This window comes from Actinacidiphila sp. DG2A-62 (assembly GCF_035825295.1).
Taxonomy (GTDB): domain Bacteria; phylum Actinomycetota; class Actinomycetes; order Streptomycetales; family Streptomycetaceae; genus Actinacidiphila.
In genome coordinates, this window is sequence record NZ_JAYMGI010000002.1 from 86,396 (window position 1) to 110,660 (window position 24,265).

Below are 24,265 nucleotides of genomic sequence, written 5' to 3' on the forward strand. Positions count from 1 at the left end.
AATCACTCCTCCTGTGCTGTCGCCGCGGCCCCGCCGCGCAGGAACTCACGGACGATGTGGTTGAACTCGGGCGCCTTCTCGTACTGGACCCAGTGGCAGCAGTGCGGCAGGACGCGGAGTTCCGCGTCGGGGATGCCCTGGAGGATGGTGGAGGCCCAGGACAGCGGTACGGTCTGGTCCTCCCGCCCCCACACGAGCAGGGTCGGCGCGGAGACGAGGTGCAGGTCGGGCGTGAGATCGCCGAAGTGGGGGGGCACGGGCAGTTCCGGATGGGCCCGCAGACTCGCCTCGTAGCGCTCGTCGATCAGGGCGTCGGTCGCGAGCGCCTGGTCGTGCACCATGAGGCGGACGAACCGCGCCATCTCCTCACGCGACGGCTTCTCGGCCGCCATGTAGGCGAAGAGGTGTTCCAGGCCGACGGGCCACGGCGGCGCGTCCTCGGGGAGGACGCCGCCCGGCGCCATGAGGACGACCCGGTCCACCCGGTCGGGACGGGTCATGGCGATCCGCATCGCGACGGCGCCCCCGTACGAGTTGCCGACGAGGTGGGTGCGCTCGACACCGAGCGCGGTCATCGCGCGGCACACCCGTTCCGCCGCGTGGAAGATCAGCGGCTCGTCCGTCGCGGGCCGGGGGAACCGCCCCAGCCCGGGAGGTCCACGACGATGTTCCGGTAGTCCTGAAAAGCCGGCAGGTTGCCGCCGAAGTTGCTCATGCCCGTGGCGCCGGGCCCCGAGCCGTGCAGCCAGATGATCGGCGTGCCGGTACCGGACTCGGTGTAGGCGAGTTCCGCGTCCCCGACGTCCACTGCGCTGGCCACTCTCATCACCACCCATCCTCTGTATGTAACGCTCACTATACAAAAGTGCGACGCGATATCAAGGGGTGGGCGAGGTGCGGCGGCACCCGGATCGGTCGGGCGGGACGTCAGCGGGACGTCGGCGGGACGTCCCGCGCTAGTCGGCGCCCCGCGCGGCCAGGCCGCGGATCAGTGCGACGAAGGGGGCCGCGTGGGCGCTGTAGCTCATGCCGTCGAAGGTGTTGGTCAGGGACAAGCCGTCCGTCATGGCCCTGCCGAGGACGGCCAGCTCGTCGATGAACTTCTCGTCGACCGTGCCGCCGTTCGCGGCGAACACCGGGGTGAGGGCCTCGACCCATGAGGCGTGGGCGTAGTCGCGGATACGGCGCACGGTGGTCCGCACGATCTCAGCGTCCTTGTGCGGACCGACGCTGATGGCCAGCAGGAGTCGGAGGTAGTCGGGGCGCTGGTCCAGGGACGCGCACGCCTCCGTGAACCACGCCTCGAACCGCTCCAGCGGCTGGAGGCCGTCGAAGGAGGAGGGGTTCGGGAGCAGGGCGTGCAGCTCGTCGAAGGTGCGGTCGAGCAGCGCCGCGAGGACGCCGAGCTTGTTGCCGAAGTGGTAGTAGATGGAACTGGCCGGCAGCCCGGACTGCGCCGACAGGTCCGAGATGGCCATGCCGTCGTAGCCCCGCCCGGCCACCAGGGTCCGCGCCGCGTCGAGGATGACGTCACGGCTGCTCGCGCCGGCAGTGGCCGATACGGACCCGTTTCCCTTCGCCATGGCCCCATCATAGGTGCGCCAGTCGCACGAACGGGCCGGCGCGCGGCCCGACGGCGGCCCGGCTCCGACGCGCGGGTCCGGCCCGGGCGCCGCCTTGTGTCAGTCGCGCAGGGGCGGGGCCGGGGCGGACAGGCCGGTGCCGAAGAGGCGGTGGTCCACCTCGTCCAGGGCCAGCCGCAGGGCGCCGAGAGCGACCCCCTCGTCGCCGAGGGTGGAGGCGCGGATCTCCGGGACGCGCAGGCACAGGCGCCTCAACTCGCGTTCCAGCGGGTCGAGGAGGACGTCGGCGGAGCGCGAGTAGCCGCCGCCGACCACGACCGTCTGGGGGTCGAGGGTGAGGACCAGGGCCGCGGCGCCCACGGCCAGGTCGCGGACGTAGCGGCGCACCGCGGTCCTCGCCGCCTTGTCGCCGGCGCGCGCGGCCGAGAACACCCAGCCGGCGGCGTCGTCGGCTGCGACCGTGTCGGGCAGGCCGGGGCAGTTCTGCAGGTGGGCCGGGGCGCCCAGCCAGCGGACCTGGCGCAGCGCGCCGATCTCGCCGGCCGCGCCGCCGTAGCCGCGGCGCAGCGCGCCGTCGAGGATCAGGCCGGCGCCGGTGCGCATGCCGGCCAGCAGGTAGACGATGTCGTCGGCGTCCTGGGCGACGCCCTTCCAGCGCTCGGCGACGGCGGCGAGCTTGCAGTCGTTCTCGACCAGGACGGGCACCGGGAAGCGGGCGCCGAGGTGCTCCGCGGGGTTGACGCCGGTCCAGCCGGGCAGCGGGGTGAACAAGGTGGTGCGGCCGGTGGCGTCCACGGGTCCGGTGACGCCGACGGTGACCGCCCACAGGTCCTCGCCGGTCATGCCCGCGCCGGCGAGGCAGTCGTTGATGACGGCGTCCATCGCCGCGAGCCGCGCCGCCGGGTCGGCCTCGGGGGTGACGGCGATGCGCGCGCTGTGCACCACCGTGCCGTCGAGGTCGGCGAGCATGGCGAGGATCTTGTGGCCGCCGACGTCGACGCCGAGGACGTGCCCGGCGTCGGCGCGGAACTGGTAGCGGCGCGCCGGGCGGCCGACGACGCTGCTGCCGGTGGGCTCCACGACGGTGGCCCATCCGTCGCCGACCAGGGCCTTGACCATGACGTCGGCGGACGGGCGGGACAGTCCGGTGCGGGCGGACAGTTCGGTGACCGTCGAGGGCGGGTTGCCGCGCAGGGCCCGGACGATGCTCAGCGAGTTGAGTTCGCGGAGCCGGTTGAGCTGGGTGCCGGTGCCCGCCGCCGTCTCGGTCAATGCGCAGCCCTTCCCGTGCCGTCTCCGGCGTACCCGTGTCGATCGCCCTGCCGTCCGCCCTGTTCCCGGGCGCGTGCGCCTGCGCGCACGGGCCCGGGAATTTTGCTGGGCTCTTTACGAATCGTATCGGTATCTCATGAGATTGGGTACAGCTGCCCTGCCGCGTCGGGGTCGACGGCGGCGGTGAAGTCGACGTCGCGGCCGTCGACGCGGTAGCGGTAGCGGCCGAGGTGGCTGATCTCGGGGCGGCGGCCGAGATAGCCGACCATGGCCGCGTGCTCCTCCGGGCTGAGCCAGCTGGGCGGGTCGGAGACGCCGCGGAAGCCGCAGATGTCGGCGAGGTCGCGCAGCCAGGCCAGCTGCTGGTCGGTCAGGAGGTTCATCCGGCGGCGGAAGTAGACGACGTCGGGGTCGACCTCGGCCAGCGGCGCCTGCCAGAGCCGGTGCACGGAGTTGGCGACGGCGTTGCGGGCGGTGGCGTCGGAGGGGTCGTCGCTGGCGTAGTTCTGCCACATCGGCGCGACGTCGGGTCCGCTGCGCAGCCCGTCCAGCACGCCGAGCGAGGGCAGCAGCACCGCGCCGCTGCCGAGCAGGTAGACGTCGTCGCCGGCGATGGAGCGGATCATGGTGAGGGCGTCGCGGTAGACCTGCTCGCGGTCGACGCCGTCGGGGCGGGCGGCCTGCGCGAGCGCGCCGTTGACGAAGTCGAGCTTGAGGTAGCGGAAGCCCCATTCGTGGACGACGCGGTGCGTCATCTCCGCGACGTGCTCGCGGGCGGTCGGCTTGGTGAGGTCCAGCGCCCAGTAGCCGGTGCCCCAGTTGTACCCGGCGACGGCCGGCTTGCCGTCGTCGTCGCGCAGCAGCAGTTCGGGGCGGGTGCGGGCGGTCTCGGACTCGGGGAGCACGATGAACGGGGCGAGCCACAGGCCGGGCGTCATGCCCGCGTCGCTGATGCGGGAGGCGAGCGCGGTCATCCCGGAGGGGAACTTCCCGTTCGGGTGCCAGTCGCCGACCATGGTCTCCCAGCCGTCGTCGACCTGCACCACGTCGTAGGGCAGCCCGCGCAGGTCGGCGAGGTCCTCGGCGAGCCGGGTCTCGGTGATGCCCTCGTAGTACGCGTACCAGGTGCACCACACGTTGCCGGCCCGGCGGTGGCGGGCGCCGAGGCGGCGGGCCAGGTGGCGGGTGTAGTCGGCGAAGACCTGCTCCTCGGGGCCGTGGGCGAGGAACCAGGGCGCGGCGCCGGTCTCGTACCACCCGGCGAGGGTGTCGAGGTCGGCGGACAGGCGCGGGCTGCCCAGGCCCAGCGAGCCGAGGAGCAGGACGTCGCCGTCGTCGCCCTGGAGGGCGGCGACCGCGGAGGAGTGGTGGCGGTACGGGTCGTCCCACCGCGGGTCGTCGGCGGTGACCCGCCGGCGGGGGTCGGCGATGCGCAGCGGCGGGTCGGACAGCCGCCGCCATCCGCACGGGCTCCACGAGTTGTGGCCGTGCCGGTAGAACTGGGCGTCTCCCAGGCCGTGCAGGACCGCGGCGCGGCCGGGCGGGAGGAGCACACCTCCCTCTACCGGCTGCGGCGCGCCCGGACCGCCCGACTCCACGGCGAACGTGCGCCCGGCCAGCTCGACGAGCAGCGCCATGACTCTCCTTGTGTTGTGTGGGTGACGTGGGTGTGGCGGCTCTCCCGGTGACGCGGGGTGCGGTCGCCCGGGGACGCGGCCCGTGACCGGGCGGTCGCGTGCGCGGCCGTCACTGGAACATCGCGTTGACGGTGTCGTTGGCCTTCTTCAGCGCGCTCGCCGCGTCGCTCTTGCCGAGGATCACCGACTGGATGGCGTCCTGGACGGTCTGGCTGATCTCGTTGCCGTGGTCGGTGACCGGGAGGAAGAAGGTGCCGCCGGGGGCCGCGGCCTCGTCGGTGAAGACGTGCGCGTCCTGGCCCTTGGCCCGGTGCGCGGCGAGCGCCTTGGCGGAGGCCTCCTTGATCGCCGGGAAGACCACCGCGTTCTTGGCGACGAGGTCCTGGCAGGCGCTGGAGCCGAGGAACTTCACCCAGCTCCACGCCTGTTCCTTGTGCTTGGTGCCGGCGTAGATCGCGTCGGACAGGCCGTTGATGGGGGTCTTGCGGCCGGCCGGGCCGACGGGCAGCGGCGCGAAGGCGTACTTCTGCTTGGCGGTCGGCGACAGGTAGGAGTTGATGGTCCACGAGCCGGCGAGGGTGATGGCGCCCTGGCCCGCGTCCATGACCGCGTCGCGGCCGAGGGTGGACTGCGCGTCGAACTTCGGCGCGTAGCCCTTGTCGATCAGGTGCTTGAACCAGTCGATGGTGGCGGCGAGCTTGGGGTCGTCGTAGTTGTAGTGGGTGCCCCAGGGGTTCTTGTCGACGAAGCTGAAGCCGTTGCCGGCCGCGAGCACGCCCCAGCCGTTCTGGCCCTGGGAGCCGTCGGCCCACTCGGGCAGGAACCCGTAGACCTTGACGTGGTTCTTGTCGAACGCGGGGTCCAGGCCGTTGCGGCCGTGGCTGTCGACCGTGGCCTTGGCGATGGTCTGCTCCAGGGTGCCGCCGTCGTCGGGGTTCCAGGTGAGGTGGGTCAGCGCCGAGGCGTCGATGCCCTGCCGGGAGAGCAGCGTGGTGTTGTAGACCAGCGCCATGGTGTCCCAGTCCTGCGGCAGGCCGTAGCGCTTGCCGTCCTTGACCCACAGGTCGGCCAGGCCGTTCTGGTACTGGGAGAGGTCGACCTTGTCCCGGTCGACGTAGGACTGGATGTCCAGGATCTGGTTGCTGGTGGCGAACTGGGGATAGTACGAGGCCTGGTCGGTCCACACGTCGGGCGCGCTGCCCGAGGCGAGCTGGGTGGTGAGGTTCTGCCAGTACTCGTTCCACGCGGTCTGGGTGATCTTCACCGTGATCTTGGGGTTCGCGGCGTGGAAGGCGTCGGCGCAGGCCTGGTAGGAGGCGGTCTGGTTGTCGTCCCACAGCCAGTAGTCGATGGTCGTGGCGCCGCCGGAGGCGTCGTCCGAGCCGTTGCCGCCGCAGGCGGCCGTGGCGCCGACGAGGGCGAGGGCGAGCACCGCTCCGGCGGCCCTGGCGGCGGTCCTGGAAGCGGTCTTCGAGGTCGAGGCGTTCTTCTGGGTGGTCTTCGGGGAGCGTCTGACGGCGTGTCTCATGGCATGTCCTTGCGTGGTGGTCGTGCGGAACCGGAGGACGGACGAGGGCGGCGCGGGCTACTTGATGCCGCTGAAGTTGAGCGACTGGACCAGCCGCTTGCCGAGGAGGACCAGCAGGACCAGGACCGGCAGGACGGACAGCGTCGAGCCGGCCATCAGCCCGGTCCAGTCCGGTTGGGTGTTGGGCGACTGCTGCAGGAAGACGCCGAGCGCGACGGTCAGCACCCGGGTGTGCTCGCCCCGTCCGACCAGCAGCGGCCAGAGGTAGTCCTTCCAGGCCCACACCGTGGTGGTCAGGCCGATGGTGATCAGCGGCCCGCGGCTCATCGGCACGATGATCCGCCAGAAGGCGCCCCAGCGGCCGACGCCGTCGAGCACCGCGGCCTCCTCGACCTCCCGGGGGATGGAGAGGAAGAACTGGCGCAGGAAGAACACCGCGAACGGCGTCATCAGCACGCTCGGCGCGACGAGTCCGGCGAAGGTGTTCATCAGGCCGAGGTTCTTGACCATGGTGAAGTTCGGCAGCAGCGTGAAGATCGGCGGCACCATGAGGGCGGCGACCAGCACGCCGAAGATCGCGTCGCGGTAGGGGAAGCGCAGCCGGGCGAAGGCGTAGCCGGCCATCGCGCAGAAGAAGGTCTGGGCGATCGCGATCACGCCGCTGTAGATGATCGAGTTGAGCGTGTACCAGAGGAAGTTGATCTGCGCTCCGGAGCCGCCCGCGGCGCGGTTCTGCTCCGAACTCGTCATGCCCAGCACGCGTTCGAAGTTGATCAGGGTGGGGTGGTGCGGCCACAGCGCGTGGGAGTCGGCGAACAGGTCGCCGGCCGGCGTGAGCGCGGTGCGCACCATCCAGTAGAACGGGAACACGGTCACGACCACCGCGGCGATCAGGATCGCCCAGGCCACGCAGCGTCCCGCTCGCGAACCCCGCAGCGGGGACGTCGAGCGTCTCGGTGACATCGAGGACATCGCTTCTCCTGGCTAACCGAGGTCCGAGCGCGAGGCGCGCAGCAGCCGCAGTTGGACGAAAGTGAGCAGGCCGAGGACCACCACGAGCACCATGGCCACGGCGGACGCATAGCCCATGTGGAAGAAGGTGAACGCCTGCTGGTAGATGTAGAAGTAGATGACCCGGGTCTCCGGGATCGGAGAGCCGCGGTAGACCACGGCGACCGTGTCGAAGATCTGGAACGAGCCGATCAGCGAGACGACCAGGACCAGGGCGAGGATCGGCCGCAGCAGCGGCAGGGTGATCCGCCGGAACATCCGGAACTCCCCCGCGCCGTCGACGACGGCGCTCTCGTACAGCTCCTGGGGGATCTGCAGCATCCCGGCGTAGAGCAGCAGCGCGGTGTAGCCGGTGTACGCCCAGGTGTTGACCAGCGCCACCGAGGGCATCGCCCAGTTCGGCGAGTAGAACGACACCGTGCCCATGCCCATGGCGTGCAGCAGGTGGTTGGCGAAGCCGAGGTTGGCGTCCAGCAGCCACGCCCACAGCAGGCCGACGGTGACGTTGGGGACCAGCCAGGGCAGCAGGAGGGTCGCGCGCAGGACCGCCGAGCGGGTCAGCCGGTGCATCAGCGCCGCGAGGCCGAGGGCGAGCACGGTCTGGCTGACGATGTTGATGCCGACGTAATAGGCGGTGACCTTCAGCGAGTTCCAGAACTGGTCGTCGTGCAGGAGCTGCGAGTAGTTGTCGCCGCCCACGTACGACGGCGAGGTGAGGAGGCTGTAGTCGGTCATCGAGTACCAGACGCCGCGGACCGTCGGGTACACGTAGAAGACCGCGAAGCCGATCAGCACGGGGGCGATGAACAGCGGCGCTATCCGCCGGTCGTCGCGGGGCCGCCGGGGTCTTCGCGAGCCGGCGAGCCGTCCGTCGCGGCGCGCGGCCGCCGTTCGGCTGGACGTCCAGCCGGTCAGCGCGGACATGCGGCCTCCTCTTCGGTACGGGCTTCGATCATGGTTGTGACCCTTGCCACAGGGCGATCTGCACGCCAATAATGATGAAGCTCTTCGAAATTTTGTCAACACCTCCGCGTAACCTGCCCTTGTCGGCCCCGGCGCGCGCTGCTCGCGGACGCCGGGGCAGGGCTCCGCCATGCCCGAATCACCCCGATCTGGAGGTCGGTTCATGCGCACCACCGCACCACCGAGACGCCGGACGCCGGCGCTGGTCGCCCTGTGCACGGCCCTGTTCGCGATCGCGTTCACGGCGCTCGCCGCGGGGCCCGCCGCCGCGGGACCGGCCGGCGCCGCACGCGCCGCCGGCCGGTCGCACGCGCACGCGGCTCCCGCGTTCACCGCCGTCGCGCACGGCGTCCCCGCGCGGCCGGCGCCGCCGTCGTCACCGGACCCGTCGCTGCAGGCCCATCCGCTGGCGTCAGCGCCGGGCCCGCTGGACAACCCGCTCAAGGGCTTCGCGACGTACTACTCCCCCGGCAGCGACGAGAACTCCGGGTACCCGCACTCGCTCCAGTGGAGCTACTTCGGCCTGTCGGAGGTGATGACCGACCCGAACGACTGCGGCAGCTACAACTGGAGCGTGCTGGACAACGCCCTCGACGAGATCGCGTCGTACGGCAACCAGGCCGCGATCCGGTTCTACATGGAGTACCCGGGCGGCTCCGGCACGCATCCCGCGAACGCCATCCCGCACTGCTTCGACGGGCACGTGACGTACCGCGCCAACACGTACTGGGGGACCACGAGTCCGGACTACGACAGCCCGTACCTGCTGGACGCCGTGGGCCGGTTCATCGCCGCGTTCGGCGCGCGCTACGACGGCGACCCGCGCATCGGGTTCATCCACATGGGCCTGGTGGGCCTGTGGGGCGAGTGGCACACCTGGCCGTACGACACCGACACGACCGGCGACAGCTACCCGAACTACATGCCGACCGACGCGCACGCCGCGCAGATCATCCGGGACTACGACAACGCCTTCAGCAAAACCAAGTTGGAGGTGCGCTATCCCGGCTCGGGCGGCGGCGCCGCGAACAACCTGGACGTCGGCTACCACGACGACTCTTTCTGCTACCGGGAGGGCAGCCCGCTGGCCGGCGTCACCCTGCCGCAGTCACTGAGCGGCGCGAGCTACTCCCAGCTCCAGGCCGACCTGAACGAGGGCACCGAGAACAAGTGGATCACCGACTCCATGGGCGGCGAGGTCCGGCCAGAGATCCAGTCCTCGGCCTTCTCCTCCTGGCCCGGCGGCTCGGGACAGGTCGACGACATGAAAGCCTGCATCGAACTGGAGCACACCACCTGGAAGATCGACCAGGGCAGCCAGAGCTACTCCCCCACCGATCCGAACGTCGGCGCCGCGGTCCGGCTGATGGGCTACGACCTCGGCGTCACCGACGCCTACTTCAAGAACACCGCGAGCGGCACCGCGACCGTGGGCGTGCACATCACCGATGACGGCGTCGCGCCGTTCTACTACCCCTGGACGGTGAGCCTGGGGCTCAAGGACAGCAGCGGGCACGTGGTCAGGACCTGGGACACCCCCTGGGACCTGCGGACCGTCATGCCGGCCAAGATCCGCGCGTTCCCCGACTGGGGCGTCGGCCAGGACCCGACCTACCTCGACTACGGCTACCCGCAGTACTTCCAGACCGCGGTCGACCTGTCCGCGGTGTCCGCCGGCTCCTACCAGCTGGTGATGCGGGTGAAGAACCCGCTGGAGGCGGTCAGCGCCGCCGCGAAGAAGCTGCGCTTCGCCAACGCGACGCAGAGCGCGGACGGTTGGCTGGGACTCGGCGCGATGACCGTCGGCTCTGGCGGCACCGGCGGCCCGGGCAGCGGCAGTTACGAGGCCGAGGCGGCCGGCAGCACGCTGACCGGCACGGCCGTCGTCGCCTCCTGCTCCGGATGCTCCGGCGGCGCGAAGGTCGGCTGGGTCGGCAACGGCGCCACCGTGACCGTGCACGGCGTCGACGGCGGATCGGCCGGCGGCACCGCCGCGGTCACCGTCCACTACGCGAGCGCCGAGACCCGCACCGCCACGATCAGCGTGAACGGCGGCGCGGCGACCACCGTCACCTTCCCCTCGACCGGCGACTGGAACACCGTCGGAACCGTGACGGTGAACCTCGGGCTCGCGGCCGGCTCGGGGAACGCGATCACCATCGGCAACCCGTCGGGCTGGGCGCCCGACATCGACCGGATCACCGTGGCCTGACCCCCTTCGCGCGGTGCCGGCCGGCTGTGGGGTCGGCCGGCACCGCGCCGACTTCTCCTCAAGGAGCGGCACATGCCCGCCGGCGAACGGCGCCGTGCCCTGCTCGCGCTGCTCGGCAGCCGGGGCGGGGCGAGCCACCGGGAACTCAGCAGCGCGCTCGGCGTGTCCGAGACCACCGTCCGCCGCGACCTGGCCGCGCTGCACCAACGCGGGGCGCTGCGCCGGGTGTTCGGCGGTGCCGTGCCCCTGGACGGCGGACCCGCCGGCCCGGACGCGTGGCCGGGGGCCCGCTCCGACGGCATCGCCGCGGCGGCCGCCGCGCTGGTGCGGCCCGGCTCGACGCTGGCGGTGTCGGCGGGCCCGCACACCGCCGCGCTGGCCGCGGCCCTGCACGGCGTGCGGGACCTGACCGTCGTCACCACCTCGACCGCCGTCGCCGCGGCCCTGCACGGGGCGCCGCACCGCGAGCACATCGTGGTCGGGGGCGTCAGCACCGCGGCCGGCCAGGTCGGGCCGCTGGCCGTCGCCACGATCCGGTCGCTGCACGTCGACACGCTCTTCCTGGCGGTGCACGGCGTCCACCCCCGCGAGGGGTTCACCGCGGCGGCAGCGGCGGAGGCCGAGACCGGGCGCGCGCTGGTCGCCGCCGCGCGCAGGGTCGTGGTCCTCGCCGACCACACCGCCTGGCAGCGGACCGGGGCCGCGGTGATCGCCCGGCTCGACGGGGCGGACGCCGTCGTCACCGACCGCGCGCTGCCCGTCGAGGCCCAGCACGTGCTCGCCGCGCACGCCGGGCGGCTCGTGCTCGCCGGTCCGCACGCCGCCGCGCGGGTCCCGCGGCGGCACGGCCGCGGCGGGACGTCCCAGCCGTCGGCGTAAGAGGCGACGCGGCGGACGTGACCGGACGTGACCGGACGTGACCGGACGTGGCAGGCGATGCGCCCGGCCATGCGATCGACGCCGAGCTCCTGGACGGTGGCGGCGCGCGCGGTGACGGCCGGGAGTGGGCGCCCCGGCGCGGTCAGGCGTGGAGGCGGTCGGCGAGCGCGGTGAGCGTGGCGCCCAGCGGCAGGTCGACCCGCAGGACGGCGAGGTCGTCGCCCCGGGTCGGGCCCTGGTTGACGATCGCGACGGGCTTGCCCTGTTTGGCCGCGTGGCGGACGAACCGCAGCCCCGACATCACGGTGAGGGACGAACCCAGCACGAGCAGCGCCGACGCCGCGTCGACCATCGCGTAGCACTGCTCGACGCGCGGTTTGGGGACGTTCTCGCCGAAGAAGACGACGTCGGGCTTGAGGGTGCCGGTGGCGCAGACCTGGCAGGGCACGGTGCGGAACGCCGCGATGTGCTCCTGGTCCAGCTCCGCGTCCCCGTCGGGGTTCGTCCGCGTGGCGCGTCCGCCGAACCCGGGGTTGGCCTGGGCCAGGCGCTCTTCCAGATGCGTACGGGAGCTGCGGTCGCCGCAGTTCAGGCAGAGCACGCGGTGCAGGCTGCCGTGGAGTTCGACCGCGCCGGGCGTGCCGGCGGCGGCGTGCAGGCCGTCGACGTTCTGCGTGACGACGCCCGAGACCAGCCCCGCGGCGGCGAGCCGGGCGACGGCGTGGTGGCCGGCGTTGGGGCGGGCCGCGGCGATGGCGCGCCAGCCGAGGTGGCTGCGTGCCCAGTACCGCTGGCGGCTCGCGTGGTCGCCGGCGAACTCCTGGTACGTCATCGGTGTGCCGCTGCGCCGCCGGCCGGTCTCGCCGCGGTAGTCGGGGATACCGGACTCCGTGGACAGCCCGGCGCCGCTGAGCACGAGCACGCCCCGGGCCGCGAGCAGTCCGGCGAGGGCGTCCACCGCGTCGGGCCGTGGCGACGCGGTGGTCGGCTCGGGGCGCGGGCTCGCGGTCCGCGGGCCGGCGGGCGGGTCCTGCGAGGCGGGCGCGTACGCCGAGGCGGCGGGCGGCGGCCCGGGAACGGTGGGCGCGGCGGTGTCGGCCCGTCGAGCGGTGGCGGCCAGACTGCCGTTCGGAGCGCTCGTGTCCATGCGGGCAGCTTACGTCGCCGGCCGTGGCGGCGGGGGGCCGCCGTGACCCTCCGCGGGGGCGTGGCCGGGACGGGATGCCGGGGGGCGTCGGCGCGGCGTGAGCGCGGGGCGTCGGCGCGGGGCGTGAGCACGGGGCTGTCAGCGCGACGCGCGGTCCACGCGGTGCAGGAAGTCCCGCGGTACGGCCCCTGCGCGTCGCAGCAGTGCGGCCACGGGAACGTCCCGGCGGGTGGCCGGATCGACGTGGGCGGGCACCGCGAGGTGGGCGGGCACGGCGGGCCTCGCGGCGGCTGCGCCGGCGTGGGGGAAGGCCGTCGTCCCGGGCGGCAGGGGCAGGGTCCCGGGACCGGGGACGGCGGTGAGGTCGGCGACGCGCGCGGTACGCGTGCGCACCTCCAGCACGAGAACGGCCCGGCCGCCGAGGGGCCCGGGCTCGCGGGCCCCGGACGCGGCCACGGACGCGGACGCGTCGACGCCGGACGCGGGCCCGTCGGCCCCGGACGCCGCGGAGGCCGCGGAGGCCGCGGGAGACTTTCCGGGCCCGGCCTGCGGGGGCGGCGCGGAGGGAGCGCGACCAGCCTCGTCGGTGTGCCACACCTCCCCCGGCGCGGGCCTGCGGGACCGGCCGAGGCGGGCGCGGCCGTCCGCGACCGCCGCCACGAGGGCAAGGGCCGCGACGACGAGGACGACCAGCCAGACCACGGCGGGCGTCAGCCGCGGGCGGGGTCGGTGATGATCGTGAAGAGACCGCCGTCGGTGTCGCGCAGGCGCGCCCACGGTCCGGTGCGCCCGTGCCCGCGGTCGAGGACGGTCGCTCCGAGGGAGTGGGCGAGGTCGGCGCCGGCCTCGACGTCGTCGACGGCGAAGTGCACCTCCCAGTGCGGGCGGATCGCCGGGTCGGGAGCCGCGTCGACCGCGCCGGAGCTGAGGCGGGCGACGATGCTCTCGCCGCTGCGGACGACGACTTCCTCGTGCTCGTAGGAGACGGTGCAGCTGTCGGGGGCGCCGTCGGCCCACTGGAGGACGCCGCCGTAGAAGATGGCCGCCTCGAAGGCGTCGCGGGTGCGCAGCCGCACCACCACCGGGCTGTTGTCGTGCCAGGTCTCCCAGCCGCCGGGGAGCCGGCCGTCCCACAGGCCGAAGACGGCTCCGTCGCGGTCGGCGGAGACGACGGCGCGGCCGGAGGCGAAGGAGACCGGGCCGAGGGCGACGGTGCCGCTGCGCTCGCGGACCCGGGCGGCGGCCTCGTCCACCTGCGGCACGGCGAAGTACGGCGTCCACACCACGGCGAACTGCATGTCGGTGGCGACGGCGGCGATGCCCGCGACGGGGCGGCCGTGCTTCATCGCGACGGCGAAGTCCTCGCCGAGGGTGGTGGAGCGGAACTCCCAGCCCAGGACGGTGCCGTAGAACTTCTCCGCGGACTCCAGGTCGCGCGCGGTCAGGTTGACCCAGCACGGGGCGCCGCGCGGCGCCTCCTTCACGGGGGCTGCGCGGTCGGGTCGACCGCCGTCCGGGCGGTCGGCGTCGGTCACCGGGTACGGCTGGGACATCACGTGAGGGGCACCGTCTCGCTCGGGGGTGGTGGCGGGCTCGCGCGCGGCGGGCCCACCGGCCTCGTCGGGCGCACCTGCATCGTCGCAGGGCCCTGCAGGCCTCGCCTTCCCACGCGCGCCGCGATCATGCCCCCGCGCGGGGAGGCGTGACGAGACTCACGCCCGGTGCGGCGCGGTCCCGCCGGGCGGCGGGGCCGGCGGACCGAGAGGTCGGTGCACCGCCATTGGAGTTCCCGCGCGTCGTGGGCCGGGGGCGGGTGGCCGTACCCGCCGGCGCTGACGCTGATGCCGACGACGATCCAGGCGCGCCAGTGCCGACCGACTCCGACGCCGTCGGTGAAGACCGTGGCGCCGTCGACCGACCAGTCGACGCTGTCCGCGCCGAACACGATGCCGAGCCGGAACGGGGTGCCGGGGGTGATCAGGCCGTCGGCGTAGCGGGCGGCCGGCCGGACATGATTGGTCAGCTCCAGCACGGCGGGGTTGTCGCCGTGGTACTCGAAGGCGTCAACCTCGCCGTGGCCGGGCTGCGGGCGGCCCCCGTCGCGGTCGCGTCCCCAGGTCCACAGGGCGGGCCAGGCGCCGGTCTGCGCGTGGACCAGGCAGGTGGCGGTGAGTTCGTCGCCGGGCAGGAGCTCGAAGCCGCCGGGGGCGTACTCGGTGGAGACCAGGTCGGTGCGCCAGTCGCCGCGGTCGGCGCGGCGGGCGCGGAAGACGCCGTCCGGGGTGGGCGCGTAGGCGGGCGCGATGCGGTCGAGTTTGTTGTCGGCGCGGTTGCGGCCGTCCTCGGGGTAGGCCGAGGTGCGGCCCGCGGCCCAGGCGGTGCGGTCGTCGAAGGGCGCCGAGAAGACGGTCGTGCCTGCCATCGCTGCCCCCGTGGTGCTCGTGCCGTGCCGACGCCGGCGGTGTGTGCCGCGTCGGCGGTGCCGCAGCGCTGCCGTGGCGGCGCCGCGTCACACCCCTCTTGTTACTCCCAGTGAACAATAGGTCACGAGCCGTGGCTAGGGTGTGTGGATGCGCGAAGGGGGCGCGCGGATCGACCGCGCGCCCCCGAGCAGCGGATGCGGCCTACGAAGCCGGCGCCGGGGCGATCCACTGCTGGTTGGCGCCGCCGTTGCAGGTCCAGATCTCCAGCTGCGTGCCGTTGGCCGTGTTGTACCCGGGGTCGTCCAGGCACTTGCCGGAGGCGGGGTTGATCAGCTCGCCGCCGCGCTGCTGCCACTTCTGGTTGCCGCCGCCGTTGCAGTCCCACAGCTCCACGAGGGCGCCGTCGTCGGTGGCCGCGTGGGTGATGTCCATGCACTTGCCGTTGATCCGGACGGTGCCGTCGGACTGGACCGCCCACTGCTGGGCGCCGGTCCTGTTGCAGTCCCACATCTGGATCTTGGTGCCGCTGGTGGCGGAGCCGGTGTCGTCGTCCACGCACTTGGCGGAGTCGGCCAGCGCGACGATCGGGCCGGTGCTGCCGGCCCGGCTGCCGACCTGGGTGACGGTGAGGTTGTCGAACTGGTCGGTCTGGTACCCGCCGGTGCCGAGCCCGGCCAGGCCGGCGCTGTACGTGCTGTCGCTGGCCGAGCCGACCGTGACGCCGTCGATGGCGGCGGTGAGCGTGCTGCCGTCCACGGTGAGGGCGAGGTGGTGCCACGTGCCGGTGCCGAGTGCCGTGACGTGGCCCGAGGCGAGCGTGGTCAGGGTGTGCGAGGTGTTGTTGCGGACGATGGACCAGGCCCCGGTGTCGTCGGCCTGGAGGTAGTAGTCGTTGATCCCGGCCGGGCCGAAGCTGTGCTGGGAGCCGGCGCGGGCGAGGAGCTGGACGGCCCCGGGCCGGGCGATGAGCGTGTCGGCGGCGACGGTGTAGTCGGTCCAGTTGAGGCTGCCGCCGATGGTGTACGGGGTGGAGTCGCCGTCCCACTCGATGGGCTTGACCGGCGCCTGCTGGGTGACGCAGCGCCCGGTGCGGCCGGCGGCGCAGCCGGTGACCTCGAACGCGCCCTGCTGCTGGGAGAGGTAGCGCGGCTGCTGGCCGGCGGCGTCGCCGTCGAAGGTGTCCGAGTACGGCAGCGGCTGCGGGGTCTGCGCGGGCCCCGCGGCGGTGCCGTGGCCCTGGCCCGTGGTGGTGGTCAGCGTGTAGACGTACCCCGGCTGCACGGTCAGCGAGTAGGAGCCGCCGGAAGGGGTGATGGTCTGCTGCTGGACCATGTGGGCGCCGTCTGAGGCGGAGCCGAGGTCGGTCGCCCACACGTGCACCGCGCCGGTGGACAGCCCGCCGCCGACGTCGACGGTGACGGTCTGCGCGGCGGTCGCGGTGGTGGTCTCGATGACGGTGGAGTAGTTCGTGTCGTCGGTGGACTTCAGGGTGACGTAGCTGCCGTTGGACTCCGCGCCGCCGAGGTAGCCGGAGCCGGCGTCGAGGAACTTCCAGCCGGGGGCGGTGAACTGGGTGACCTGCGCGGTCGCCCACAGGCTCCGGCCGACGCTGTAGGCCCCGGAGTAGGGCTGGTCGGCCAGCACCAGTCCGACCGTGCTGTACGGCAGGTCGGGGTAGATCGCCGCGACCACGGGCCAGTTGATGTAGGCGGTAAAGTGGGCGTCGATGTAGCCGCGGGTGATGGAGCGGATGAGGGCGCCGGCGCCGGAGTCGAGGTCCTGCGAGCCGTTCTCGCTGGCCCACAGGGGCTTGCCGGTGCCGGTGGCGGTGGAGTTGCCGGGGCAGGTGTCCGCGCTGCCGCCGTCGCCGCCCTCGCACGGGTAGTGCACGCCGATCTGCGAGACCGCCTTGGCGAAGGCCGGGTTGTTCGCCACGTCGTTCGCGACCGACCAGTCGCTGTCGGCGGCCACGATCTGCACGGCGCCGTAGCCGTTCGCGTCCAGGGCGGTGCGCAGCTGTTCGTACCAGCCGACGTCGTAGCCGCGTTCGTTCCAGCCGCCGAGGTAGTCGATGGTGAGCCCGTTGGCGGAGGCGCAGCCCAGCCACTCGACCAGGTAGTCGATGGTGTCCGTGGACCAGAAGTCGCCGCCGCCGAGCCAGCCGGGGGCGCCCCAGGCCAGTCCGTACAGCTTGATCGAGGGGTTGCGCGCCTTGGCCTGCTGCATCAGCCACCATTCGTAGCCGGCGGTGCAGTCCACGGCGCCCGAGGCGTGCATGTGGCTGGACTCCGAGCCGTCGGTGGAGTTGGTGTCCCCGCCGATCTCGACCTTGAGGATCTGCAGGTCGGCGCCGTAGCCCGGGGTGAACAGGTAGTCCAGGATCTGCTGGCGCTGGGCGGCGGGGTAGTCGGTGAGCAGGCGGGTGTTGCCGCCGCCTCCGCTGATCGCGCCGATGCCGTCGAAGGTGCGGCCGCCGCTCGCGCCGTCGGCGGAGATGGTGGTGGTCGCCGCGGCGGCGGCCGTCGTCGGGCGGGCGGCGGCCAGGCCGAGCGACAGCAGCAGGGCCAGGACGGCGAGCAGCGCGGTGCGGCGCGCGTCCGCGCGCACCGCGCTCCGCGGGGGTGGGGGAAGGGCATGGGGGTTCCCTCTCTCGGACACGTCATCACAAAAGCTCAGAACCGAACGGGTTGAACCGCGGGACAGTGCACTGCGCGGGTGACGGTCCGTCAAGACCGCACACGGTCAAACGTCTTCGTGTGCAGGTGTGGTCCGGTCGAGATGGGTAAAGGGAAGGAGAAAGGCACGGTTTGCCCGTGTGCGGCGCGCGCAGCCTCCCACGGCGCACCCGAACCGTGCCGGCCCGTACGGAACCCGGTACCCGCCATGGCACATCTGCTGGTCGTCGCCGCGATCGTCCTCGCCGCCTGGACAGTGCTGGCGGTGCCCCTGGGCGTGCTCGTCGGCAGACGGCTGCGCAGGTCCCGGGTGCGCCGCGGGCTCCCCCGCCGGTCGGCCGACCGGGCGGCCGACCGGGCGGCCGACCGGGCGGCGGACGAATCGCGGGGCCGTGAGCCGCCCGGTTTGACGAGGCGGTACCGCGGGGCTTGACTGCTGGACGAGCGGTGGCCGACCGCTGGTGCACCCGCCCCCGAGCGCTGGGAGACCGTGACGATGACACTGCGCCGGCTCGGGCTGGTCGTGCACGAGGGGCGCCCCGCGGCGGTGGACGGCGCCCGGAGGGTCCGCCGGTGGTGCGAGCGCCGGTCGATCGGCTGGGTGGACATCGACGTGTGGGGGACGCGGCCGGCGCGCCGCAGTTCCCGGGCGGAGCTGCGGGCCGCGGGCGGCCTGGACCTGATCGTGACGCTCGGCGGCGACGGGACGTTCCTGCGCGGGGCGCGCGTGGCGGCGAAGAAGGACGTCCAGGTGCTGGGCGTGGACCTGGGCCGGGTCGGTTTCCTCACCGAGATCGCGGTCCGGGACGTGGAGCGGGCGCTGGAGGCGGTGCTGGCCGGGGAGTCGGCCTGCGAGGAGCGGATGACGCTGACCATGCGCGCGTCGCGGCCGCTGGAGCTGCCGGAGGGTGTGGAGGCGCTGCTGCAGTACGGCCGCGGGCCGGCGCTCCCGCCGCCCCAGGTGCGTCCCGAGGCGCAGGAGGGCGACGGCTGGGGCGTGGCGCTGGACGTCACCGCGCTCAACGACATCGTGGTGGAGAAGCTGGCGCGCGACCGCCAGGTGAGCCTCGGGGTGTACATCGCGGGCCGGCTGCTCGCGGCGTACTCCGCGGACGGGGTGGTGGTGGCGACGCCCACCGGCTCGACCGCGTACAGCTTCGCGGCCGGCGGCCCGGTGCTGTCGCCGCGGATGCGGGCGGTGGTGTTCACCCCGGTGGCCCCGCACATGACCTTCGACCGCACGGTGGTCGCCGACGCCGACGAGCCGGTGGCGCTGCGCGTGCTCCCCCATTCGGGTCAGGCGGCGGTGAGCGTGGACGGGCAGTTGCGGGGGGTGCTCGACCCCGGGGACTGGATCGGGGTGTTCGCCGCGCCGCGCCCGCTGCGGCTGGTGCGGCTGCGGCGGGCGGACTTCTACGGCCGGCTCAGGGACCGGCTGCGGCTGACCGACGCGCCGGCGACGGCGGCGGACGGCGAGTCGGCCCCGCTGTTCCGGCCCTCGACGCCGGTGCCCGAGGACCTGCGGCACCTGTACCTGCCGCCGGCCGACGAGACGGCGGGCGAGCCTGGCGACGGGACGGCGGACGAGGCCGGTGGCGGAGCCGGTGGCGGGACGGCCGGGGAGGCGCCCGCGGACCGGGGGCCCGGGGAGTCGTGACCCGGTCCGGTCCGCGGCGGCACCGGGACGGGCGGCGCCGTTTCCGGCCCGCGCGCGATGACCCGGCCGGTGGGCAGCGGCCCGCACGCGGTGGCCCCCCCCGGGCGATGGCCCGGCCCGCACGCGGGGCCCGGCCGGCGGGCCCGGCGCCCGTGCCGGCCGCCGGGCCCCGCGGGGCGGGGCGGGGGCCGCCGCGGTCAGTCCCGGTACGGCTGTCCGCCCCCGTAGGGCTCGGCTCCCCCGTACGGCGGCGTCTCGCGTACCGGCTCGCGCGGCGGGCGCGGCGCGCCGGGGAGGCGGACCGGACCGCGGGCCAGGCGGTGGGCGCCCAGGGCCGCGAGGACGGCGAGGACGCCGCCGCCCGCGGTCCACAACCAGCGCGGCGACCACCAGGTGCCGGCCCAGCCGCCGGACGGCCTGATCCGCGGGCCCGCCGCGGTCACCAGGGGCACGGCGGAGCCGTCGACCGCCTGCCGTCCCGCGGTGCCGTCGGTGGTCGCCTCCACGGCGGCCTGCACGGGCAGGCCGAGGTCGGTCTGCGGCAGGTCCAGGACGGCGAGCCGGATGTAGAAGGCGCCGCGCAGCGGGTCGTTGGACCACGGTTCGGCCCAGGCGCGCACGGTCCGCAGGTGGCAGACCAGCTCCACCGACGCGGCGTCTGCCGCGGCGACGCGGGTCTGCGCGCCGTAGCGGCAGGCCTGGCGGCGGCGCAGTCCGTCGTACACGTCGACCTGCCAGGTGGACGATCCGTGCCGGGCCTGGCCGGCCGGGAAGGCGACGGTGGCGGTGACCGTCGCGTTCTGCCCGGTGTCGGCGGGGAAGGCCCAGTACAGGTAGTCGCCGGCGGAGCCGCCGGCGGTGGCCCGCTGGCCGGGGCGGATGACGGTGGCGGTGCGGAAGTTGGTGCCGGCCTCGGTGGGCGCCGCGTCGTCGTCGCCGGCGGTGGCGGTGGCGGTGGCCGAGGCGGACCCGGTGTCGGTCGGCGTGCCGGTGGGGTCGTCGGCGGCGGCGGGTCCGGCGAGCACGGCCAGCGCCGTGCCGGCCAGCAGCGCGGCTGCCGCGAGCAGTCGGGGCGTACGCATCAGGCGGTCCTCCCGGAGGTCAGGCGCCAGCGGGCGGCCCAGCCGGTGAGCAGGCCGGCGACGGCGCCGGTCACGGTGAGCAGGCCGAGCAGCCACCAGCCGCGGCCCAGGCCGAAGAAGGCGACGTCGGAGGGCTGGTCGGGGGCGTCCACGAGGTCGACGGTCAGCTCGACGGGCATGCCGGGCGTGGTCTTGACCGAGGGCGGCGCCGAGAAGGAATTGCTGATCTGCAGGCACACGGTCTCGGCGGGCGTGTCGTCGTCGGCGGACGGCTTGGGGTAGCGGATGCCGGCCGAGACGGCGTCGGTGCGGCCGGTGCCGCCTTCGTCGTCGCGGACGATCTCGCGGCCGTGCAGGGTGACGCCGCGCAGCAGGATGCCGTAGCCGGGGTTCACCGCGCGGTCGTCGAAGATGCTGGCGGAGGCGCGCAGTTCCTGGCCGGGGGCGACCTCGACGCGGTAGGAGCGGTTCTCCGAGAACGTCTCGCGGTCGGTGTAGAGGCCGGGCTTGAGCACCGGCGCGGTGGCGCAGTCGGCGGCGCCCTGGACGGCGACCGGCGCCACGGTCTCGTCGGTGCTGCGGTCGACGAGCTGTTTGACCTTGGTGGTGAGCTGCTGGCGGTGCTGGACGGTGGTGTAGGTGCCGCCGGTGGCCTCGGCGATGCAGCTGAGCTGGTTGCGGGTGCTGGAGTCGGGGATCAGGCCGAGGGTGTCGATGGTCAGGTGGATGCCCTGGGCGGCGATGTCGCGGGCGATGTCGCAGGGGTTGAGCGGCGGGCAGGTGTCCTCGCCGTCGGTGATGAGGACGAGGCGGTGGGTGCCGTCGCCGCCCTTGAGGTCGTCGGCGGCGGCGCGCAGGGCCGGGCCGATGGGGGTCCAGCCGGTGGGCTGGAGGGTGGCCACCGCGGTCTTGGCCTCGGTGCGGTCCAGCGGGCCGACCGGGTAGAGCTGCCGGGTGTCCTTGCAGCCGGTCTTGCGGTCGTTGCCCGGGTAGTCCGCGCCGAGGGTGCGTATGCCGAGCTGCACGCCCTGCGGCACCGAGTCCAGGACGTCGTCGAAGGCCTGCTTGGCCGCGGACATCCGGGACTGCCCGTCGATGTCGCGGGCCCGCATGGAGCCGCTGACGTCGAGGACGAGTTCGACCTTGGGCGCGGGCCGCGGCGCGGGGCCGTCGTCGGCCGCCGCGGTCGAGGGCAGGGCGGCGCAGACGAGCACGGCCAGCAGACCGTAGACCGGCACCGCGGTCAGCCACTTTCTGATGATCATCGGAGGATCGTAGTGAAGGGTGCGGCGAATCACGAAGTCGGCTGGTGAGGCCGGGACATGACGGCGGGTCAGCCACGTGCTGACGCGCCGTCATGTCACTGTGTTCCGAGGCGTCGGCCGTCGGTCAGGGGGACGGTGACGGCGACCAGGTGGCGTTGCCGGTGACCGGGCCGCGGCTGGGCGGCATCGGCTGGGCGCCGAGGAGCACCCGTGCGTAGAGCAGCACGGCGATCCCGGTGACCAGGGCGATGACCAGCCAGCGCAGGTGGAGCCGGGCGGGCAGGCTGAGCATCCGGTGCACCGGGCCGCCGACGACGCCGCGGCGGGCGCGGGCGCTCATCGGCGCCTCCTTCGGCCGATGGCGGGCGGCTGCAAACGGGCCCGGCCGATCTGGTCGCGGTAGGCCAGCAGTTCCAGCGGCATGTTGAAGGCGACGGCGCCGACCACCTGGGGTCCGTACGGGGTGGGGCGGCTGTAGCGGGCGATGAACCGCTCCGAGCGCAGCGAGCCCTCGACGATCTCGACCTCCTCGGCGAGCGCGGGGATGCCGACGGCCTGGATGCGGGTGCCGTGCTGCTCGGACCAGAACCGCGGCACGGGGGTGAAGCGGGCCGCGCGGTCCGGGCCGCGCAGCAGCGCGTCGGCGGCGTGCTGGCCCATCTCCACGGCGTGGATGAGGTGTTCCACGCGGCGGGGCTTGTCGTCGAAGCGGGCGTTGGGCCACGAGGCGACGTCGCCGGCGGCGACGATGTGCGGCACGGTGCGCCCCCACACGTCGCGCACGTGGCAGGTGGGGGTGCAGCGCACGCCGTCGCCGATGTCCAGGCCGCTGCCGCGCAGCCACTCGGTGCGGGGTTCGCCGCCGAGGCCCAGGACGACGAAGTCGCAGGTGAGGGTGGTGCCGTCGTCCAGCTGCAGGCGCAGGACGTCGCCGTGGTCCTGCCAGTCGGCGACCTCGCGGCCCAGTTTCAGCTCGACGCCGGCGCGCTCCTGGATCCTGCCGACGACCCCGCCGACCAGCGTGCCGAGGACCCGCCGCAGCAGTGGCGCGCTGTGCACGACGAGGGTGACGTCCATGCCCTGGGCGCGGGCGGTGCAGGCCAGTTCGCAGCCGACGAAGCCGCCGCCGAGGATCACCACGTGGCGGGCCTTGGCGTGGGCCATCGCGCGGCGCACCGCGGCCGCGTCGGCGAGGGTGCGGATGGTGCGGATGCGGTCGCTGAGCACCGGGGCCTCGGGGAGCCGTTTGGCGTCGACGCCGGTGGCGATGACCAGGCCGTCGAAGGGCAGGCGTTCGCCGCCGCGCAGTTCCAGCGCGCCGGCGCGCGCGTCGAGGTCGACCACCCGGGCGCCCAGCAGCCAGTGGGCGTCGAGCGCGTCGTCGGCGCGGAAGGCGAGCTCGCCGTCGGTCAGTTCGCCGGCCAGGTACTGCTTGGACAGCGGGGGGCGGCTGTACGGCCGCGCGTCCTCCTCGCCGACGACGACGAGTTCGCCGTCGAAGCCGCGCTCGCGCAGCCGGGTGGCGGCGCTGAGGCCGGCCAGGCCGCCGCCGGCCACGACGATGCGGCGGCGGCCGGTGCGCGAGCCCGCGCCGCTGCGCAGCGGCGGGCGGCGGGACTTGTCGTCGGCGGGTCCGCCGCCGGGGCGCTGGCCGCCGCGGACGGCGATGGCCTGCATCGGGCAGCAGCGCGCGGCCTGGCGGGCGCGGGCGGCGAACTCGGCGGGCACCGAGGGGGTGTAGTGCAGCGAGCCGCCTTCGGAGACGCGGAAGACCTCGGGCGCCTCCTGCTGGCAGATGCCGTAGATGTGGCAGCGGTTGTTGTCCACGCTCACCCGCACCGGCTCGGACTCGGGCACGAGGACCGGCCGGGCGGGCGCGAAGGAGTCCGCGGCGACGGGGACGGGCAGCGTGGCCGGCGGCGCGGCCGGGGCCTGCGGGGGCGGGATGAGCGGTCCGGAGACGGCGACGGTGTGCGCCGGGCCGGCCGCGTCCGGGGGACGGCGGAGGTGGGCGGCGACACTGGCGGGTGGGTCATCCGGCAGCTCCCGGCCGCTCGGAGAAGGGCCGCTGTCTCAGCCGCGAGCGGGACGGCAGGGCGCGGATCAGGAAGACCACCAGCACGGTGAGCGCGCCGGCGGCGACGCCGACCGCGACCACGTTCAGGTGGCGCGGCTCGGGATGGACCAGGAAGACGTGCAGCCAGATCAGCCCGAACGCGAGGTAGGCGAACTGGTGGAAGCGCAGCCAGCGGTGGTATCCCAGGCGGCGCTGGAGCCAGACCGCGCAGGCCACCGCTATGGCGAGCTCGGTGCCGAGAATGCCGAATCCGACGGGTACACGTTGCAGTCCGCCGCTGAACGGAACGACGAACTGCACGACACCGATGTGCCACACGGGCTGGTAGATAAAGGTGAGACCGTGAATACCGCCGAAGATCATGGCGGAGAGCGCGAGCACCATGTGGGCGCCGTAGAAGGTGGCCCGGTTCACGGCGTGTTGCAGGAATCTCATCCGCAGCAGGACGCCCAGCACGACGGTGGCGACCATCAGGGCATAGGCGATCAACGCGGCGAGCCGGGCGATCTTGTGGGCGCCCACGTCGTACGGGAGCTGTTTGTCGTAGGCGTCGAGCGGCGAGCCCGGTATGGGTGCGGGCGTCGCCTCGGCGGCGTGCGCCGGCGCGGCGCTGACCAGGCAGAGCGCGAGCAGGACGAGCAGCAGCGCGCAGCAGGCGGCGAGGGCGGCGAAGGCGTTCGGGCGGCGCCCTCGCAGGCCGTGGACCACGGCCTTGACCATGTCTGGACTCCTTGCTCCCGGCGCGACTGGACGTAAAAGGGACGTATCCAGGTTTCGCTCCGGGCGGGGAACACGAATGCATTCGCTGAGGAATGGCGCGGCGTCCCGCGGTAAACCGGTCAAAGGGCCTTCCC

Annotated in this window: 22 protein-coding genes; 4 read left to right on the top strand and 18 right to left on the bottom strand. The window is 73.8% G+C overall.

Going from position 1 to position 24,265, the window contains the following annotated elements; translation table 11 throughout:
• Nucleotides 1-2: 2 nt before the first annotated feature.
• The 8 genes from VSR01_RS00825 to VSR01_RS00860 form a co-directional block, all read right to left on the bottom strand.
• Complete coding sequence (locus VSR01_RS00825) at nucleotides 3-647, bottom strand: alpha/beta fold hydrolase (RefSeq protein ID WP_326453437.1); 645 nt, start codon at nucleotides 645-647, stop codon at nucleotides 3-5.
• A complete protein-coding gene (locus VSR01_RS00830) occupies nucleotides 608-826 on the bottom strand; it encodes an alpha/beta fold hydrolase (protein ID WP_326454006.1) in 219 nt (72 codons plus the stop codon). Before VSR01_RS00830 ends, VSR01_RS00825 begins: the two co-directional genes overlap by 40 nt.
• A 130-nt stretch (nucleotides 827-956) precedes the next feature.
• Nucleotides 957-1,583 (bottom strand): TetR/AcrR family transcriptional regulator, encoded by a 627-nt coding sequence (locus VSR01_RS00835; RefSeq protein ID WP_326447364.1) that lies wholly within the window; start codon nucleotides 1,581-1,583, stop codon nucleotides 957-959.
• Between the two features lie 99 nt (nucleotides 1,584-1,682).
• Entirely contained in the window at nucleotides 1,683-2,855 is a 1,173-nt protein-coding gene (locus VSR01_RS00840) for an ROK family transcriptional regulator (RefSeq protein ID WP_326447365.1), read from the bottom strand.
• 134 nt (nucleotides 2,856-2,989) lie between these two features.
• Nucleotides 2,990-4,492, bottom strand: coding sequence for a glycoside hydrolase family 36 protein (locus VSR01_RS00845; RefSeq protein ID WP_326447366.1), 1,503 nt, complete (start codon nucleotides 4,490-4,492; stop codon nucleotides 2,990-2,992).
• Nucleotides 4,493-4,601: 109 nt separating this feature from the next.
• Entirely contained in the window at nucleotides 4,602-6,020 is a 1,419-nt protein-coding gene (locus tag VSR01_RS00850; RefSeq protein ID WP_326447367.1) for an ABC transporter substrate-binding protein, read from the bottom strand.
• A 57-nt stretch (nucleotides 6,021-6,077) separates the two neighbouring features.
• On the bottom strand, nucleotides 6,078-6,929 hold the full coding sequence (locus tag VSR01_RS00855; RefSeq protein WP_326447368.1) for a carbohydrate ABC transporter permease: 852 nt from the start codon (nucleotides 6,927-6,929) through the stop codon (nucleotides 6,078-6,080).
• 75 nt (nucleotides 6,930-7,004) lie between these two features.
• Nucleotides 7,005-7,955: a carbohydrate ABC transporter permease gene (locus VSR01_RS00860; RefSeq protein ID WP_326447369.1), complete on the bottom strand. Its 951-nt coding sequence runs from the start codon at nucleotides 7,953-7,955 to the stop codon at nucleotides 7,005-7,007.
• A gap of 202 nt (nucleotides 7,956-8,157) precedes the next feature.
• On the opposite strand from VSR01_RS00860, the gene VSR01_RS00865 reads away from it, so the two are divergent.
• Together VSR01_RS00865 and VSR01_RS00870 are read left to right on the top strand one after the other, a co-directional pair.
• Entirely contained in the window at nucleotides 8,158-10,206 is a 2,049-nt protein-coding gene (locus VSR01_RS00865) for a DUF4832 domain-containing protein (protein ID WP_326447370.1), read from the top strand.
• A gap of 72 nt (nucleotides 10,207-10,278) precedes the next feature.
• Nucleotides 10,279-11,085: a DeoR/GlpR family DNA-binding transcription regulator gene (locus tag VSR01_RS00870; RefSeq protein ID WP_326447371.1), complete on the top strand. Its 807-nt coding sequence runs from the start codon at nucleotides 10,279-10,281 to the stop codon at nucleotides 11,083-11,085.
• A gap of 142 nt (nucleotides 11,086-11,227) precedes the next feature.
• On the opposite strand, the gene VSR01_RS00875 is transcribed toward VSR01_RS00870, so the two are convergent.
• The 5 genes from VSR01_RS00875 to VSR01_RS00895 all read right to left on the bottom strand — a co-directional run bounded on the left by VSR01_RS00875 (nucleotide 11,228) and on the right by VSR01_RS00895 (nucleotide 17,262).
• Nucleotides 11,228-12,232 carry an NAD-dependent protein deacetylase gene (locus VSR01_RS00875; protein WP_326447372.1) on the bottom strand — a complete coding sequence of 335 codons (1,005 nt, stop codon included), beginning with the start codon at nucleotides 12,230-12,232 and terminating at the stop codon, nucleotides 11,228-11,230.
• Between the two features lie 138 nt (nucleotides 12,233-12,370).
• Nucleotides 12,371-12,934 (bottom strand): hypothetical protein, encoded by a 564-nt coding sequence (locus tag VSR01_RS00880; protein WP_326447373.1) that lies wholly within the window; start codon nucleotides 12,932-12,934, stop codon nucleotides 12,371-12,373.
• An 8-nt stretch (nucleotides 12,935-12,942) separates the two neighbouring features.
• A complete protein-coding gene (locus VSR01_RS00885) occupies nucleotides 12,943-13,785 on the bottom strand; it encodes a VOC family protein (protein WP_326447374.1) in 843 nt (280 codons plus the stop codon).
• Complete coding sequence (locus VSR01_RS00890; protein ID WP_326447375.1) at nucleotides 13,785-14,654, bottom strand: beta-glucanase; 870 nt, start codon at nucleotides 14,652-14,654, stop codon at nucleotides 13,785-13,787. The genes VSR01_RS00885 and VSR01_RS00890 overlap by 1 nt, the downstream gene beginning before the upstream one ends.
• A 202-nt stretch (nucleotides 14,655-14,856) precedes the next feature.
• The gene (locus VSR01_RS00895) at nucleotides 14,857-17,262 is read right to left on the bottom strand and encodes a ricin-type beta-trefoil lectin domain protein (protein ID WP_326447376.1); all 2,406 of its coding nucleotides are present in this window, start codon (nucleotides 17,260-17,262) and stop codon (nucleotides 14,857-14,859) included.
• Between the two features lie 276 nt (nucleotides 17,263-17,538).
• Here VSR01_RS00895 and VSR01_RS00900 point away from each other — a divergent pair, with 276 nt between their 5' ends.
• Nucleotides 17,539-17,763 carry a hypothetical protein gene (locus tag VSR01_RS00900; protein ID WP_326447377.1) on the top strand — a complete coding sequence of 75 codons (225 nt, stop codon included), beginning with the start codon at nucleotides 17,539-17,541 and terminating at the stop codon, nucleotides 17,761-17,763.
• Between the two features lie 63 nt (nucleotides 17,764-17,826).
• Nucleotides 17,827-18,987, top strand: coding sequence for an NAD(+)/NADH kinase (locus tag VSR01_RS00905; RefSeq protein ID WP_326453438.1), 1,161 nt, complete (start codon nucleotides 17,827-17,829; stop codon nucleotides 18,985-18,987).
• Between the two features lie 197 nt (nucleotides 18,988-19,184).
• Here the strand turns inward: VSR01_RS00905 and VSR01_RS00910 are convergent, their stop codons facing one another.
• The 5 genes from VSR01_RS00910 to VSR01_RS00930 form a co-directional block, all read right to left on the bottom strand.
• A complete protein-coding gene (locus tag VSR01_RS00910) occupies nucleotides 19,185-20,069 on the bottom strand; it encodes a hypothetical protein (RefSeq protein ID WP_326447378.1) in 885 nt (294 codons plus the stop codon).
• A complete protein-coding gene (locus VSR01_RS00915; RefSeq protein ID WP_326447379.1) occupies nucleotides 20,069-21,334 on the bottom strand; it encodes a VWA domain-containing protein in 1,266 nt (421 codons plus the stop codon). Before VSR01_RS00915 ends, VSR01_RS00910 begins: the two co-directional genes overlap by 1 nt.
• 124 nt (nucleotides 21,335-21,458) lie before the next feature.
• Nucleotides 21,459-21,674, bottom strand: a complete 216-nt coding sequence (locus VSR01_RS00920) for a hypothetical protein (RefSeq protein WP_326447380.1) — start codon at nucleotides 21,672-21,674, stop codon at nucleotides 21,459-21,461.
• Nucleotides 21,671-23,191, bottom strand: coding sequence for an FAD-dependent oxidoreductase (locus tag VSR01_RS00925; RefSeq protein WP_326447381.1), 1,521 nt, complete (start codon nucleotides 23,189-23,191; stop codon nucleotides 21,671-21,673). Before VSR01_RS00925 ends, VSR01_RS00920 begins: the two co-directional genes overlap by 4 nt.
• 175 nt (nucleotides 23,192-23,366) lie before the next feature.
• Nucleotides 23,367-24,131: a ferric reductase-like transmembrane domain-containing protein gene (locus VSR01_RS00930; protein WP_326447382.1), complete on the bottom strand. Its 765-nt coding sequence runs from the start codon at nucleotides 24,129-24,131 to the stop codon at nucleotides 23,367-23,369.
• Nucleotides 24,132-24,265: the final 134 nt, after the last annotated feature.